Source organism: Pseudomonas syringae CC1557 (assembly GCF_000452705.1).
Classification (GTDB): domain Bacteria; phylum Pseudomonadota; class Gammaproteobacteria; order Pseudomonadales; family Pseudomonadaceae; genus Aquipseudomonas; species Aquipseudomonas syringae_F.
Genome location: NZ_CP007014.1, coordinates 3,472,524 through 3,487,196, shown reverse-complemented (window position 1 = coordinate 3,487,196; position 14,673 = coordinate 3,472,524). Strand labels below are relative to the sequence as shown.

At 58.8% G+C, this 14,673-nt stretch carries 14 protein-coding genes and 2 pseudogenes; 10 read left to right on the top strand and 6 right to left on the bottom strand.

From position 1 onward, the window contains the following. The first annotated feature begins 68 nt into the window (after positions 1 to 68). The 4 genes and pseudogenes from N018_RS15315 to N018_RS15305 all read left to right on the top strand — a co-directional run bounded on the left by N018_RS15315 (position 69) and on the right by N018_RS15305 (position 4,324). Entirely contained in the window at positions 69 to 1,208 is a 1,140-nt protein-coding gene (locus N018_RS15315; RefSeq protein ID WP_025390144.1) for a glycerate kinase, read from the top strand. A gap of 120 nt (positions 1,209 to 1,328) precedes the next feature. Beyond that, positions 1,329 to 2,099 (top strand): annotated as a pseudogene (locus N018_RS28645) (HAMP domain-containing protein); the annotation flags it as partial. After that, positions 2,091 to 2,954, top strand: a complete 864-nt coding sequence (locus N018_RS28640; RefSeq protein WP_418903483.1) for a methyl-accepting chemotaxis protein — start codon at positions 2,091 to 2,093, stop codon at positions 2,952 to 2,954. The pseudogene N018_RS28645 and the gene N018_RS28640, both read left to right, overlap by 9 nt. 125 nt (positions 2,955 to 3,079) lie before the next feature. Continuing rightward, positions 3,080 to 4,324, top strand: coding sequence for a D-mannose isomerase (locus N018_RS15305; RefSeq protein ID WP_025390143.1), 1,245 nt, complete (start codon positions 3,080 to 3,082; stop codon positions 4,322 to 4,324). 21 nt (positions 4,325 to 4,345) lie between these two features. On the opposite strand, the gene N018_RS15300 is transcribed toward N018_RS15305, so the two are convergent. Then, the gene (locus N018_RS15300; protein WP_025390142.1) at positions 4,346 to 5,428 is read right to left on the bottom strand and encodes an AbrB family transcriptional regulator; all 1,083 of its coding nucleotides are present in this window, start codon (positions 5,426 to 5,428) and stop codon (positions 4,346 to 4,348) included. A gap of 106 nt (positions 5,429 to 5,534) precedes the next feature. Here N018_RS15300 and N018_RS15295 point away from each other — a divergent pair, with 106 nt between their 5' ends. Further along, complete coding sequence (locus N018_RS15295) at positions 5,535 to 6,437, top strand: LysR family transcriptional regulator (RefSeq protein ID WP_024646542.1); 903 nt, start codon at positions 5,535 to 5,537, stop codon at positions 6,435 to 6,437. Between the two features lie 64 nt (positions 6,438 to 6,501). On the opposite strand, the gene N018_RS15290 is transcribed toward N018_RS15295, so the two are convergent. Beyond that, positions 6,502 to 6,960, bottom strand: a complete 459-nt coding sequence (locus N018_RS15290) for a metallophosphoesterase family protein (RefSeq protein WP_025390141.1) — start codon at positions 6,958 to 6,960, stop codon at positions 6,502 to 6,504. Positions 6,961 to 7,062: 102 nt separating this feature from the next. Beyond that, on the bottom strand, positions 7,063 to 8,079 hold the full coding sequence (locus N018_RS15285; RefSeq protein WP_025390140.1) for a zinc-dependent alcohol dehydrogenase family protein: 1,017 nt from the start codon (positions 8,077 to 8,079) through the stop codon (positions 7,063 to 7,065). 195 nt (positions 8,080 to 8,274) lie between these two features. Here N018_RS15285 and N018_RS15280 point away from each other — a divergent pair, with 195 nt between their 5' ends. After that, positions 8,275 to 9,174: a LysR family transcriptional regulator gene (locus N018_RS15280; RefSeq protein WP_025390139.1), complete on the top strand. Its 900-nt coding sequence runs from the start codon at positions 8,275 to 8,277 to the stop codon at positions 9,172 to 9,174. 60 nt (positions 9,175 to 9,234) lie between these two features. Here N018_RS15280 and N018_RS15275 read toward each other — a convergent pair whose 3' ends face one another. Both N018_RS15275 and N018_RS15270 read right to left on the bottom strand, forming a co-directional pair. Next, positions 9,235 to 9,813, bottom strand: coding sequence for an ATP phosphoribosyltransferase regulatory subunit (locus N018_RS15275; RefSeq protein WP_025390138.1), 579 nt, complete (start codon positions 9,811 to 9,813; stop codon positions 9,235 to 9,237). A gap of 313 nt (positions 9,814 to 10,126) precedes the next feature. Beyond that, entirely contained in the window at positions 10,127 to 10,630 is a 504-nt protein-coding gene (locus N018_RS15270; RefSeq protein ID WP_025390137.1) for a GNAT family N-acetyltransferase, read from the bottom strand. A 137-nt stretch (positions 10,631 to 10,767) separates the two neighbouring features. On the opposite strand from N018_RS15270, the gene N018_RS15265 reads away from it, so the two are divergent. Together N018_RS15265 and N018_RS15260 are read left to right on the top strand one after the other, a co-directional pair. Continuing rightward, a complete protein-coding gene (locus N018_RS15265) occupies positions 10,768 to 11,607 on the top strand; it encodes a TauD/TfdA dioxygenase family protein (RefSeq protein ID WP_025390136.1) in 840 nt (279 codons plus the stop codon). A gap of 93 nt (positions 11,608 to 11,700) precedes the next feature. Continuing rightward, positions 11,701 to 11,952 (top strand): hypothetical protein, encoded by a 252-nt coding sequence (locus N018_RS15260; protein WP_024646535.1) that lies wholly within the window; start codon positions 11,701 to 11,703, stop codon positions 11,950 to 11,952. Positions 11,953 to 11,981: 29 nt separating this feature from the next. On the opposite strand, the gene N018_RS15255 is transcribed toward N018_RS15260, so the two are convergent. Beyond that, positions 11,982 to 12,497 (bottom strand): GAF domain-containing protein, encoded by a 516-nt coding sequence (locus tag N018_RS15255; protein ID WP_024646534.1) that lies wholly within the window; start codon positions 12,495 to 12,497, stop codon positions 11,982 to 11,984. Between N018_RS15255 and N018_RS28635 the strand changes: the two are divergent. Both N018_RS28635 and N018_RS28630 read left to right on the top strand, forming a co-directional pair. Further along, a pseudogene (locus N018_RS28635) lies at positions 12,382 to 13,761 on the top strand (methyl-accepting chemotaxis protein); the annotation flags it as partial. The gene N018_RS15255 and the pseudogene N018_RS28635 overlap by 116 nt on opposite strands. Then, positions 13,744 to 14,616 (top strand): methyl-accepting chemotaxis protein, encoded by an 873-nt coding sequence (locus tag N018_RS28630; protein ID WP_418903482.1) that lies wholly within the window; start codon positions 13,744 to 13,746, stop codon positions 14,614 to 14,616. The pseudogene N018_RS28635 and the gene N018_RS28630, both read left to right, overlap by 18 nt. Positions 14,617 to 14,673: the final 57 nt, after the last annotated feature.

Here is a 14,673-nt window from a genome sequence, read left to right as displayed (position 1 = left end):
AGTGTCACATTACGCTTCGAGATATTCTGCTTTCGGGTATTTAGAACAAGAAATTACGGAGAACAATAATGAAAATAGTCATCGCCCCTGACTCGTTCAAAGACAGCCTCAGCGCGCAGGCCGTTGCCGATGCGATTGCCAGTGGTCTGGCCGATGTCTGGCCTGATGCCGAACTGATCAAGTGCCCCATGGCCGACGGGGGTGAGGGCACCATCGAAGCTGTGTTGGACGCCTGCAATGGCCAGTTGATGAGCGCCAGCGTCAGCGGGCCGCTCGGCACGCCGGTCGAGGCGCAGTGGGGTTGGCTGGCGGACAGCAGGACCGCAATCATCGAAATGGCGATGGCCAGCGGCCTGCAATTGCTGACTCTGGAGCAGCGCGATGCCTGTGTGACCAGCACCTTCGGCACCGGACAACTGATTCGGGCCGCGCTGGACATCGGGGCGCAACGAGTGATCCTGGCCATTGGCGGCAGTGCGACCAATGATGGCGGCAGCGGCATGCTCTCGGCATTGGGCGCACGCTTTCTCGACGCCGAGGGGCAGCCATTGCAGGCCGGAGGTCTGGCACTTGCGGGGCTCGCACGCATCGACCTGAGCGGCTTTGATCCGCGCTTGTCTGACGTGTGCGTAGAGATTGCCGCCGATGTCGATAATCCACTGTGCGGAACCCATGGCGCGTCACATATATTCGGCCCGCAAAAGGGCGCTTCCGCCGTGCAGGTATTGGCGCTGGATGCTGCACTTGGGCATTTCGCCGATCATTCAGCGCAGGTCCTCGGGCAAGACCTGCGCGACAGTCCTGGCAGTGGCGCGGCCGGGGGCATGGGCTTCGCCGCCAAGGCGTATCTGAATGCTTCGTTTCGCCCCGGTGTCGAGGTTGTTACGGACCTGACCGGGCTTGAACAGGCGCTGATCGGTGCCGATCTGGTGATTACCGGAGAAGGTCGTTTTGACGCACAGACCCTGCGTGGCAAGACACCGTTTGGGGTTGCCCGGGTCGCGCAGCGGCAACGGGTACCGGTGATTGTGCTGGCTGGTACGCTCGGCGATGGCTATGAACAGCTCTACCAGCACGGAATCAGCGCGGCCTTCGCGCTGGTCAGCGGCCCTATGAGCCTTGCGCAAGCCTGCCGCGACGCCAGCGGCCTGCTGCATGATCGCGCCAGGGATATTGCGCTGCTCTGGCAGTTGGCCGCACGTCGTTGATAGCCACCTTCGGACTTATCACCGATTGCTCTCAAGAATAGTAGGACAGAGACGATACCCTTCGGTTGTCTGACAACTTCTCGTCAGGCACCGCCCTCCAAATATAAAAGAGTTCTGTCCATGAACATACGCAAACTCACTATCGCTCGTCGTGCCGGCCTGGGTTTTACCCTGATCTCCCTGCTGGTGGCATTGCTTGGCTGGTTCGCGCTGGCGCAGATGTCGACCATTCGACAGAGCGAGGTGGCTGTGGAAACCAATTGGCTGCCCAGCATGCGAGTGGTCAACGATATTCGGGAAATCATGCTGCGCATTCGGACCATCTCCCTGCGCATGGCGCTGGACACCGATCCTGCAAGCATTCCGTCCTATCGCGGGCAAATGGACGTGCGTCTGGGCGATCTGAACAAGAAGCTGGACATCCTCAAGACGTTTGTCGACACCCCTGAAGAAAAGTCCCTCACTGAACAGTTCATGGTGACCTTGGGACAGTATCGAAGCGCGCTGGACCGCTCTTTTGTACTCGCCAACCAAAGCGATAGCGCCGGTCTGAACAAGCTGCTGTTGATCGACATGAAACAGATCGTCGACGGCTCGGGCAAACAGCTCAATGATCTGGCTGATTTCTACATGACCAAAGTCGATGCCGAAGGCAAGTCGGCCGAGGCGCAGTACAGCAAATCGCGCGATATCGTGATTGCCTTTGTGGTCCTTGCCGCACTGTGCACCATCGGTCTGGCACTGTGGTTGACCCGCAGTATCGTTCGCCCCCTGCAACGCGCCGTGAACGCTGCCGAGCAGGTGGCCCAGGGTGATTTGACCCATAGCATCGAAGTCGATGGCGAAGACGAGGTCACGCGTCTGCTGCGCGCGCTGGCAACCATGCAGGTCAATCTGCGCGACGCCATGCGCCACATCGGCAGCTCGGCTACTCAGCTGGCCTCGGCAGCCACCGAACTGAATTCGGTGACCGAAGACAGCTATCGCGGTCTGCACCAGCAAAACGCCGAGATCGATCAGGCCGCCACGGCGATCAACGAAATGACCTCCGCAGTGGAAGAAGTGGCGCGTAACGCGGTGTCCACTTCCGACGCCTCCAACCAGTCCAGTACTTCGGCGCAGGCCGGGCAGACGCGGGTGATCGAAACCGTGCAGTCGATCCAGACGCTGACTGACAACGTACAGTCCACCTCGGCACTGGTGCAAAATCTCGCCAACCAGTCTCAGGACATCGGCAAGGTGCTTGATGTGATTCGCTCGATTGCCGAGCAAACCAACCTTCTGGCGCTCAACGCGGCTATCGAGGCGGCGCGTGCGGGCGAGTCGGGCCGAGGCTTTGCGGTGGTAGCAGACGAAGTGCGGGCATTGGCGCATCGTACCCAGCAGTCGACACTGGAAATCGATTCCATGGTCAGTGCCATGCGCAGCGGATCGGCACAAGCGCTGGACTCCATGAACATCAGCCGTGACCGCGCCGATTCGACACTGTCGTTGGCCAAGGGCGCTGGTGAATCGCTCAGCGAAATCACTGCGTCAATCAATCAGATTTCCGAGCGTAACCTGGTCATCGCCAGTGCTGCGGAAGAGCAGGCGCAAGTGTCGCGTGAAGTCGACCGCAACATCGTCAACATTCGTGACCTGTCCATGCAATCCACCCAGGGCGCCAATCAGATCAGTGCATCGAGCCACGAACTGTCGCGTCTGGCAGCGGACCTGAATCAGGTCGTCTCACGCTTCAAGGTGTAAAAGCCTGCAATGCTGCAGGCTGTGTCTGCTTGCCGTAGAACGACCGGGCGCGCATTATGCCCTCGGTCGAAATGACCTCCGATAAAGTTTGGGTTCAACCTTATTGAAGGGGGCGGCATCGCGTCATGGACAATAATAATCACACCTTCAGCAGTTGGTTACGCTCACCGGCCCATCATCATTGGCTGGCACTGGAAGGCAAACGTCTGCTGGGTTTCGCCAAGGCAGCGAAACTGGAAAACGGTTTTGGCGGCCTCGATGACTATGGACGCTTGATGGTCGGTGCCACGGCCGGAACGATGAACACCGCACGCATGACTCATTGTTTCGCCATGGCCTATACGCAAGGTATCCCTGGCTGCGCCGCGCTGATCGACCATGGCATCGCTGCCTTGAGTGGTCCGCTGCGCGATGCCGAGCATGGCGGCTGGTTCAATGCCGCACCTGAAGACAATGGCAAGACCGATAAACAGGCCTACCTGCACGCATTCGTCGCGCTGGCGGCCAGCTCTGCGGTGGTTGCCGGCCGACCCGCTGCGCAGGCGTTGCTGTCCGATGTGATACAGGTGATTCAGACCCGCTTCTGGAGTGACGAAGAAGGCGCCATGCGCGAATCCTTTTCCCAGGACTGGAGCGACGAAGAACCCTATCGTGGTGCCAATAGCAACATGCACAGCACTGAGGCCTTTCTTGCCCTTGCCGATGTCACCGGCGACGCGCAATGGCTCGACCGGGCCCTGAGCATCGTCGAGCGGGTGATTCACCAGCATGCGGGGGCCAATAATTTTCAGGTCATCGAACACTTCTCGTCGGACTGGCAGCCGCTGCCGGATTACAACCATGACAACCCGGCGGACGGCTTTCGGCCGTTCGGCACCACACCCGGCCATGCGTTCGAGTGGGCGCGCCTGGTGCTGCATCTGGAAGCGTCGCGGCGTCGCGCCGGGCGCACCAACCCTGAATGGTTACTCGACGATGCCCGGCAGTTGTTCGCCAATGCCTGTCACTATGGCTGGGATGTCGACGGTGCTCCGGGCATCGTCTACACCCTCGACTGGCAGAACAAACCGGTGGTTCGCCATCGTCTGCACTGGACGCATTGCGAGGCTGTCGCGGCAGCCGCTGCCTTGTTGCAGCGTACTGGCGAGCAGCAGTACGAAGACTGGTATCGCTGTTTCTGGGAGTTCAACGAAACCCTGTTCATCGACATTGAACATGGCAGTTGGCGTCACGAACTGAATGAGCGAAACCAGCCGAGCGAGGATATCTGGCCGGGCAAACCCGATCTGTATCACGCCTATCAGGCAACGCTGCTGCCAGTGCTGCCGCTGGCACCCAGTCTGGCCAGCGCCCTGGCGGGGCTGGACTGACCGAGAGTCCTCGGCGTGTGATCAGAGCGCGGGGATGGGCTTGTCGGTCCAACGAATGATCTGCCGGGCGAGGAAGCTGCCGGTCAGAATCACCCCGAACAGGCGCAGGGTCTGCATGGCAAGTACGAAGCCGACGTCGGCATGGGTATCGATGGCGATGATTGCCATGGTATCCAGGCCGCCGGGGCTGGTGGCCAGGTAGACCGACAGGTAATCCTTGCCCATCATGACCGCAATCAGCCACGCCGACAGCGCGCACAGCACGATCAACAACATCGAAGCCAGAATCATCATCGGCAGTCGCCTCCAGACATACCGCACGGTCGGCTGGTCGAAACGCAGCCCGACATAGCAGCCGATGGCGCCGTAACCGATCGGCAGCAGCCAGCCGGGTATGGTGATCTGCAGAACCCCGCTCAGTTGCAGGGCACCGCCCAGCAACAACGGCACCAGCAACGCACCAGCCGGTAGACGCGAGCCCAGCACCACGCCAACCACAATGACCGCCAGGCTCATGCCCAGATCAGGCAGGCTCAGGCTGTTCACTACGGCCGCACTGTGGTGCGCCTCAGTGCCCGAGGCACCGATAAAGTGGCTAACCAGTGCGCCGATGGTCACCACACAGACGACTCGCACGTACTGCATGGTGGCGACGATTCGCGAATCTGCACCGTAATCTTCAGACATCGCGACCATCGCCGATGCTGCGCCGGGCGAAGTACCCCAAGCGGCCGTGTTGCTCGGAATACCGGCAAAGCGCACCAGTATCAGGCCGACTGCCGCGCTGAGCACAACGGTCAGAACCGTTGCCAGCAACATCACTGGCCAGGATTGCAATGCCGTCAGCAGCACGCTGACCGACATCGCATGCGCAATCAGTACGCCAACGGTGCCCTGGCCCAGTTGAAAGATGCGTTTATGCATTCGGATGGTTGCGCCCGAAACGCCAAAGCCAATGGCGACCAGCATCGGTCCAAGGAACATCGCGGCAGGCATGTTGAACAGTTTGAGCAGGTGACCAGCAATACCTGCCATCAGAATCAGGCCAGCCCATTGGGCTAGCGGGGGAAGGGTGGATATCGAAACACGTGCAGCCTGTGACAAGGACGTTCTCCTTGAATGAGATGAATCACATGCGCACAGTATCGACATCGCAACCCATCAAGTCTATTTTCTAATAGTCATGAATTGATAACTTTGGTTGATAGATATGGACCTGCGCGATCTCACTTATTTCGAAACCATTGCCGAACTGGGCCATCTTGGGCGGGCTGCGGAAAAGCTCAATCGCAGCCAGCCTGCGCTGACCAAAAGCATCCAGCGTCTGGAGGAGTCGTTCGGCACCCGGCTGTTTCAGCGTGACGGTCGGCGCATCAAGCTGACGCCGGTAGGCGAGCTGTTGCAGGCGCGCGGCAAGGAGTTGCAGCAGAGCATTGCTCAAACCCAGCGCGAGGTGAGGGATTTTGCCAGCGGCATGGTGGGTAATATCCGTGTCGGTTGCGCGGCAACCATGGCCGAATACCTGATGCCGAAACTGACCTCGGCGTTATTGCAGCGCTCGCCTGACGTCACGTTCAAACTGGTGATCGGTCAGGATGACCTGCTGCGTGAATCCCTGCGTTCCGGGCAACTCGACATGATCATCTGCGGGCTCGTGCCGGACAGTGATGATGTGAGCAGCTTTGCGGTATTCAAGGATGAAGCCGTGGTCATCGCCAGCAAGCAGCATCCGATCTTCAAGACATCCTTGCAAATGAGCGACCTGTGCGCTTACCGCTGGGTATTGCCGCCCGCCAGTGTGTCTTCGCGCAAATGGCTGGATGCTGCATTTGCCGCGCATGGGCTGCCATTGCCGACCGTACAGATCGAAGCCAACTCGATTTCCCTGCTGCCGGGTCTGATTGCCCAGGGCAACCTGCTGAGTTTCATCGCCCGCGAATCGCTGGAGTTCGGCAAGACCATGCAACACCTGCGCGAAGTACCGCTGGAACAGACCACCATGAAACGCACCATTGGCGTGACCCAGCGCAAGGGCGGCTACCTGTCGCCAGCGGCGGAGGGCATGTTGCAGATGCTGCGCGACAACGGCGGGGATTTTCTGGGCTGGGTTTGAATATTCTCGTTACGCATGCTCCAGAGCTCTGGAACGAGCGTTTGTGTGATTTCAGCCCTGTTTGTCAGTCAATCAACCTGACCAGGGTCGGCACCATCGCATCCGCGCTCACGTCAAGCAGTGCCAGCGTCACCGGCAGTTTGAAACGCCTTCGTCCGGCACTGCCCGGATTGAGATACAGCGTGTCCCCGCGCCATTCGATGAGCGGTTTGTGTGAGTGCCCGGTGATGACCAGTTTCACGCTGTCGTCCAGCAGTGCCGGAACGTCGGCGATGTCGTGGACCAGCAGGGTTTGCCAGCCTTCGATAGCGAAGCGCAGGTGGTCGGCGATGGGCGTTGCCCAGGCAGCGTCCATGTCGTTGTTGCCACGTACGATGTGCAACGGGGCGATGGCAGTCAGTTGGTCGACGATGTCCTGGCTGCCGATGTCACCGGCGTGGATGATTGCTTCGCAGCCTTCAAGCGCGGCAATGGCTTCAGGACGCAGCAGTCCGTGGGTGTCGGAAATCACGCCAACTTTCATGCAGGGCCTCGGGTCAGGGCAGGGTGGACGCGCAGTGTAACCCGTTGCGCGCACCCGGCCTGCTGCAAGCCATTAACTGTAACCAGTGCTGATCCATTCGGATCAGGCCTGAGCGACCTTGATCACGACCTTGCCGAATGCGCCTCTGGCCAGGTGTTCAAAGGCCTCGCGCGCCTGTTCGAAGGGGTAGACGTGATCGATGATCGGCCGGATCTTGTGCTCGTTGAGGAATGCGTTCATCCGGTCGAACGACGAGCGAGGTGCTACGGCGATGCCGCGGAAGGTGGTCTGGCGGAAGATCATCGGCATCAGGTTCAGCGCCGAGGTCTGGCCAGTCAGAAAGCCGATTTGCGCGATGCGTCCTCCAGCCTTGGTGGCGGCAATCGATTGATTGATGCCATCGCCGCCTGCCACGTCCAGCAACAGGTCGACGCCCTTGCCGTCAGTGAGTTTCAGCACTTCGTCTGCCCATTCCGGATGGGTTCGATAGTTGACCCCGGCCACTGCGCCCAGCGCTTTGACCCTGTGCAGGTTTTCGTCCTTGCTGGAGGTCGCGATGACGTTGGCACCCAGCGCTGTTGCAATCTGCGCGGCAAATATCGACACGCCGCCCGAGCCCTGGACGAGAACGGTTTGCCCGGCCTCGATCTGGCCGAAGTCGACCAGTGCGTACCAGGCGGTCAGGGCGGCGATTGGCAGTGTGGCTGCCTCTTCGTCAGACATGGCCTCCGGGGTGCGGACTGCACTTTGCTCATGAATGATCATGTATTCGGCCAGCCCTCCGGGTAGCGGCGAGCCAAAGCAGTAGTCGGGCTCGTCCGGGCCTGGCGGGCCGTCGAGCCAGCGTGAGTAGAGGTGTGAATTCACGCGATCCCCTATTGCAAAGCGGCTGACACCTTCGCCGACAGCCACGACGGTGCCTGCGGCATCGCTGACCGGGATGAGGGGTTTGGGCACGCGATGCGGTTCGTAGATACCATCGACAATGGCCTTGTCGCGGAAGTTGAGCGACACCGCACCGACCTTGACCAGCAGTTCTCCGGCTTTGGGGACCGGCGTTTCAGCTTCTCCCTGCACCAGGTTGTCGAGCCCGAAGTCTTTTAACAGCCATGCTTTCATTTGAAATCTCCAGTGATCAGGTGGGCACACAGAGGTTGTCTGCCTTGTGGGCGCTGGAGTCATTGTTGGTAAAACGCTGTTGCAGATAAATGGGCACAGACCGACAGGATTGTTATCCTGCAGCGCACCAATCAGCCTTCAATAGCCGCACGGCGCGATTACCGGGGGGATGCAAGGGTGGACCTTCTACAGTCGATGCAGGTGTTCGTAAAACTCGCCGAGTTAGGCAGTTTTACCAAGGTGGCGGAGGCCATGCAGGTCGGTCGGCCTCATCTGACCCGAATCATTCAGGATCTCGAAGCGTCTCTGGACGTGCGGCTGTTTCAACGTACAACCCGTAGCGTAAAGCTCACGGCTGAAGGCCTGCGTTTCTATGAGCGGGTGAAGAGCAATCTGGCGGATCTTGCCGAAACCACGTCGATGTTCGACCGCAACGGCTCGACCTTGCGAGGGCGACTTCGCATCGACATTCCGGCAGCGTTCAGTCAGCGCAGCTTCATGGAAACGCTCAAGGGCTTTACTCGGGCATTTCCCGATATAGACGTCGTGCTGGGGGTTACCGACCGGACTGTGGATCTGGTTGCTGAGGGCATTGATTGCGCGCTGCGCATCGGTGAGTTGCCTGATTCAAGTCTGGTGGTCAGGAAAATTGGCGAGGCCACGATGGTGACCTGCGCCGCACCGGCCTATCTGCAAGCCTTTGGCAAACCGGAAACGCTGGAGGATCTGCAAAGCCATTGCGGGGTGAGCTTTCTGTCCGGCCAGAACAACAGACCGCTGCCTTGGCACTTTTCGTTGAAAGGTGAAGATGTACCGTACCCGGCGCGTGGAGGCATTACTGTCAACGAGTCGAATGCCTACGTGCAATGCGGGCTTGCCGGTTTCGGCATTCTGCAAGCGCCGGGCATCATCGTTGAGTCATTTCTGGCAAGCGGAGAGCTGGTCGAAGTCCTTGAAGCATTTCGCCCGTCACCGCGTCCGGTCTCCGTGCTGTACCCGAGCCGGACCCATCTTGCGCCGCAGGTTCAGGCATTTGTGGCGTGGCTGAAAGAGTATTTTCCGAAGCTGCACCCTCATTGGTTCGACGTTCACTAGGCATGCGGCGGCGTGGGCAGAGCAGCGCCCCCGAACAGAGGCGCTGCAAGTCAGATGGCTTTAATCAAGCCCAAGCGCCAGCACCAACCGCTCAAGCCCGATGCCGAACCCGGCGCCCTCCCGATAGGCGCCACCACCGACCACTTGCTGCTGTGCACCCAATCCTGGGCAGCGCACTTCAAAGCCGTTGCCTTCCAGGTAATAACTCAGGCCGCGTTTGACTGCGATGTTCAGTTGGTAATCCAGCCCCAGTGCGTCGAGAAACCCCGTGCAGATTGCCTGGCTGCGCAGCAATGCCTGCTGCGGCGAAGGGCCGAGAATTTCCAGCCCCAACTGGGTGAATTCCCGATAGCGCCCAGCCTGAGGTCGCTCGTACCGATAACAGCGCGCCACATAGAAAAACAGCGCTTCGCTTCGCCCGTTCAGGAGCATGGCGCTGCGTTCCTGAAACAGCGCAGTCGCCTCCGGGATCAGGCAGCAGGCGCGCCCGGCCTTGTCATTGAAGGCCCACATCTGACCGATGATTTCACTGCCACCTGCCTTTTCGATAAAGGTGTCCTGGCCCCACAAAGCCGGGACGATGGCTTCTTCAGCGCCAGCTTCGATGAAGATAGCTCCGGAAACGACTTTCCGTTTCACGCAGGATGGCGGCTTCTGGTCCGGTTACGATGCGGGTTCCGCGTAGCATGGTCATGGTTGTGATCTCCACTGTTTTTCAGTAATAGCCGGTGTAAATAGCCGGGCAATAAAAAAGGCGCCATGGGCGCCTTGGTCTGTTTCATTGACGGGTCAGATATGAACTCAGGTCTGGCCAATCGATGAGCACAAGCAACCGCAGCACCTTGGGAAGGGGCTGTGAGCGTGGTGTCGGTTGCTTTGAGGAGTTCGATTCATGGGGGCGATCCTTGCACGCTTTCAGTCGCAGCTCAAGCGGCGCATCAAGCGTCCGCGCTTATCTAAGCCGCGCCATACTCAGGGCGTCGACGAACTCGCCATCGCGTACGGCGTAGTTGCGCAGGCGACCTTCGACTTCAAAACCGAACTTGCGATAGAGGCCTTGCGCGGCCTCATTGTCGGCATACACCGTCAGTTCGACCCGGCGTAGATTCATCCAGTTGTCCGCCACGTCCAGTGCCGCTGCCAGCAACCTGGAGCCGATGCCCTTGCCCTGCCAGGCGGATGCGACGCCCATGCCGAAGGCTCCGACATGGCTCTGCCGGCTGCGTGAGTATTGCTCAAGGCCGATATTGCCGACCACATCGCCACCATTCAACGCGACCAGTTTCAGATGGCGCTCGGTGCTATCGGCCAGGCGTTTGCGCCAGACGTCGATGGACTGGTAAGGCATCTGCAGCACTTGACGACAGACGGCTGGCTCGTTGTACAGCGCGGTCACACCTTCCAGGTGCGCCTCAGTCAGGCGCTGAATGAGGATTTGCGGGGCGGGGAGATGCACGTGGATTCAGTCCTTGAGATGCATGGGGCTGATCAGTTTAAGCCGCAGGCTTCGTTGGCGACCAGCATGCGCAATAAGATGTTGCGCGGTATCTTCCATAAGTGTACCGTTGTGTTCACTTATGAGGGGGTCGCATCATGTTAGCTACTTCGAACGCCCGGTTGTTTCACGAGCCCATCAAGCCAGCCATCGGCACGCGCCTCTTCGCCAGCAAACAGGCATTGCTGTCAGGTAAACATGCCGGAGAGATCCGTGAACTGCTGGAGCAGCGGGGTGTGCTGGTGTTTCCGAAGATCCACTTCAGCGACGCTGAACAGATCGCCTTTACTCGGACCCTGGGTACCTTTGTCCCGGAAGCCAGTGATGGGCAGAACATCACCAAAATCAGTCTGGACGTGAAAGAGAACCCGGCAGGCGCAGAGTTTCTCAAAGGCTCGCTCTACTGGCATATCGACGGCACCAGCAGTGATGCGCCGATTCTGGCGTCGTTGTTGTCCTGCAAAGCGACCGCAAGCTGGGGCGGGAATACGGGTTTCTGTAATACGTATGCGGCTTACGAAGGTCTGTCGAGCGCTGACAAACAACGTTACGAATACGTTCGGGTAATTCACGCTCCCTGGACTTCGTTACTCTATTACAATCCGGAACCCAGCCTTGCGATGCTCACCTCGATGCAGGCCATCGGTGAGAAGGGATTGCCGTTGGTGTGGAAGCACCGCTCCGGTCGCAAGTCGCTGATTCTGGGCTGCACTGCGCAGCATGTAGTCGGTGTCAGCCCGGCGCAAAGTGCACAGATTCTGGTGGGGCTTCGCGAGTGGGCCACCTCCGAGGCGTTCAGTTACAGCCATGAGTGGCAGGTGGGTGATCTGGTGATCTGGGACAACACCGGCACCCTGCATCGTGCAGAAGCTTATGACCCGGCATGCGGGCGCATGATGCACCGCACCAAGTTGCAGGGAGAAGAGCCTTTCGAGTGACCCGCCGGCCTGCGACAGGCGAGTGACTTGGCAGCATCTCTGCCGAGTTTCTCATTTTGAACCGAATTGTTTTACCGGACAGGAGATGCAGTCATGTGCGGACCTAAAGAGCCCATTGCGGGTGTGTTTCTGCTGTTGGTTCTGGCTGCCGGAGGCTGGGTGGCGCAGGAACCATTCCCTCACTTCGGGATTGATATGACGCTGGATACGCCCTTGAACCGTGAGCACTCATCGAGGCATGTTTTGCCTCGGCAACCGTCGCAACTCGATGACAGCCAGTTCAACAGCGCCATGCTTGAGCCCGTCCACATGTACGCCGCGATGGAGCAGCCGCCCCGGCCTTAGCCGAATGCAAGCCGCGTCAACGCTGCCATTCAACGGTTCCTGTGGTCCGGCTCGGTGATGTTGGCGAAGAAAATACAGCCGATCAGTCGTGCAAACAGAGTCAGCGTTTCGGCCAGGTCAGGGTCGTCAAACGACGTCGCGTGTGAATCCAGAGCGCACAGCGCACCATAAAGCTGCCCGTCTGGAAGAAAGATAGGCACGCCTGCATAACTTTCGATGGCAAACCGTTTTACCACCGGACGATTCGCGTACCAGGCGTTCTGGCTGATCTGCGGGATGAACAGCGCCTCGGGCTTGGTGCACAGCTCGCTGCACAGCGTGGTTTCAAGCTCGAACACGTCATCGTCTTCGATGCCGAGGCCGGTCGGGTCATACACCGAGCAGACTATCCAGTCGGTCTCGGTAAATTTCGAGATACCCGCGAAGCGCATGCCAGTCAGACGGGTAACAAGCCGCAGTACGTTGGTCGTTGCCTCGATCTCGGCAATTGCAGAGCGCTCCTCAGCCGTCAAGGCGACTCTTGAAGCGATCAACTCCAGACTCATGCCGTTCTCCAGAATACTCAGTGTGTGCAAAACGCCCATGCTATCTGACCCGGATGAAAAAGCTATATGCATTAGAGCCTCCGGCGAATTATTTTCGGGGAAGAATATTGGCGTCAACTTTAAAGTTTGGTGCTGCTTTGCCGATATCTGTGTGTTGTATAGACGGCAAGGACCAGCCTCGTGTATTCACCCGATGACCTACCAAGAGCGACTTAAGTTGAAAAACACTCTGAGCAATATTTCTGTCAGGTCCAAGCTAGCGCTGGGGTTTGCTCTGGTCATCGTGCTGACGGTGCTGATTGCGCTGACAGGCTGGACCGGTATCACTTCGCTGAGCGAGCGAAGTGAAAGGATTGCCGACATCGGCAAGCTGAGTGCGCTGACCCGTGATGTGCGAATAGCTCGCCTGGCCTACATCATCAACTACGACGCCGACCGAGCCGCCAAGTGGAATAAAGCCCTTGAAGCATTGGAAAACCACGTCAAGTATGCGCAGGAAGTGTTCGACTCTCCGCTGAATATACCGTTGGTGAATGCGTCCGCCGACGCGCTGAAAGATTACCGCATCCAGTACGACAGTGTGATACAGGCGACCACCGCGCGCGAAGCGACCCGTGGCGTGTTCGGCCAGTATGCCGATGCCGGCGCCGAATCATTGAAGACGCTCAATGCTTACGCACGATCGGAAAATGGCAATGCTCAGGATCGTGATGCCATCACTCAGGCAATGGTGTTGTTCCAGAAAATGCGCTTCGATCTGCGCGGCTATACCTATTCGCTGAAAGCCGAGAACAAGGCGCCAGCAGAAGCCTCCATGAACACGGTCATTACCTACGTTAAAAATCTGCCTGGCTTCGACAGCCAGTCTGCAATTACCAAGAGCCTTGAAGACTCTCTGATCCGCTATCAGAACACCCTGAACGAGTTCACCGCTGCGCAGGGCAAGATCGAGGTGGCTCAGGCTGGCATCGACAAAGACATCAATATCCTTTTCGCCTCCGCTGACCAGCTGTCCGCAAATCAGGTCAGCCTGAGAATTGAAGACGTGAACCAGGCCAAAACTATGCTCGCCATGTGGCTGATTGCAGCATTGGTCGTGAGTTTCCTGGCAGCGTGGGTGATCACCCGTCTGATCGTAGGGCCTTTGCTTGAGACACTGAAGCTGGCCGAGCGCGTGGCTGATGGCGATTTGACGCACAACCAGGCGGTGACCCGCAAGGACGAGCTTGGACGGTTGCAGAGCAGCATGTTGCGCATGACCACCAACTTGCGCGAGCTGATCGGCGGCCTGCGTAATGGCGTGACCCAGATCGCCAGCGCTGCCGAGCAATTGTCGGCAGTGACCGAGCAGACCAGTGCCGGTGTGAACAGTCAGAAAAGCGAGACCGACCAGGTCGCTACGGCGATGCACGAGATGTCCGCAACCGTTCAGGAAGTGGCGAGAAACGCAGAGCAAGCCTCCCATGCGGCGGTCAATGCCTCGAAAGAAGCGCGGGAAGGCGATGGCGTGGTTTCCAAAGCTGTCATTCAGATTGAAAAGCTGGCCACAGAAGTCCAGCTCTCCAAGTCGGCTATGGATGACCTCAAGAGCGAGAGTAACAAGATCGGTGGCGTGCTTGACGTGATCAAGGCGGTTGCCGAACAGACCAATCTGCTGGCACTCAACGCTGCCATCGAAGCTGCCCGCGCAGGCGAGGCTGGACGTGGCTTTGCGGTGGTTGCTGACGAAGTAAGGAGCCTTGCACAGCGCACGCAGACCTCGACAGAGGAAATTGCAGCGCTGATCAGCGGATTGCACAGCCGTACCACTCAAGTGGCAACCATCCTCGACAACAGCCAGGCGCTTACCGCCAACAGTGTGGAGCTGACGCGCAACGCTGGCGTTTCGATCAGCAACATCACTCAGGCGATCTCGACCATCGAGACGATGAACCACCAGATTGCTGCGGCAGCGGAAGAGCAGAGTGCGGTTGCCGAAGAGATCAACCGCAGTGTCCTGAATGTTCGGGATATCTCCGAGCAGACGGCATCGGCCAGTGAGCAAACCGCCGCGTCGAGCGTCGAGCTTGCCCGTCTGGGTGTTCATTTGCAGAGTATGGTCAGCCGCTTCAAGGTCTGAGTCTTCATCCCGAAAAATCCGGTGCCGGCGCAACGCCGCGCACCGGATGCAACATTT

Coding starts and splice junctions, on each gene's coding strand:
- N018_RS15315 (WP_025390144.1), top strand. CDS start 69: ATGAAAATAGTCATCGCCCCTGACTCGTTCAAAGACAGCCTCAGCGCG.
- N018_RS28640 (WP_418903483.1), top strand. CDS start 2,091: ATGCAGGTCAATCTGCGCGACGCCATGCGCCACATCGGCAGCTCGGCT.
- N018_RS15305 (WP_025390143.1), top strand. CDS start 3,080: ATGGACAATAATAATCACACCTTCAGCAGTTGGTTACGCTCACCGGCC.
- N018_RS15295 (WP_024646542.1), top strand. CDS start 5,535: ATGGACCTGCGCGATCTCACTTATTTCGAAACCATTGCCGAACTGGGC.
- N018_RS15290 (WP_025390141.1), bottom strand. CDS start 6,960: ATGAAAGTTGGCGTGATTTCCGACACCCACGGACTGCTGCGTCCTGAA.
- N018_RS15285 (WP_025390140.1), bottom strand. CDS start 8,079: ATGAAAGCATGGCTGTTAAAAGACTTCGGGCTCGACAACCTGGTGCAG.
- N018_RS15280 (WP_025390139.1), top strand. CDS start 8,275: ATGCAGGTGTTCGTAAAACTCGCCGAGTTAGGCAGTTTTACCAAGGTG.
- N018_RS15265 (WP_025390136.1), top strand. CDS start 10,768: ATGTTAGCTACTTCGAACGCCCGGTTGTTTCACGAGCCCATCAAGCCA.
- N018_RS15260 (WP_024646535.1), top strand. CDS start 11,701: ATGTGCGGACCTAAAGAGCCCATTGCGGGTGTGTTTCTGCTGTTGGTT.
- N018_RS15255 (WP_024646534.1), bottom strand. CDS start 12,497: ATGAGTCTGGAGTTGATCGCTTCAAGAGTCGCCTTGACGGCTGAGGAG.
- N018_RS28630 (WP_418903482.1), top strand. CDS start 13,744: ATGTTGCGCATGACCACCAACTTGCGCGAGCTGATCGGCGGCCTGCGT.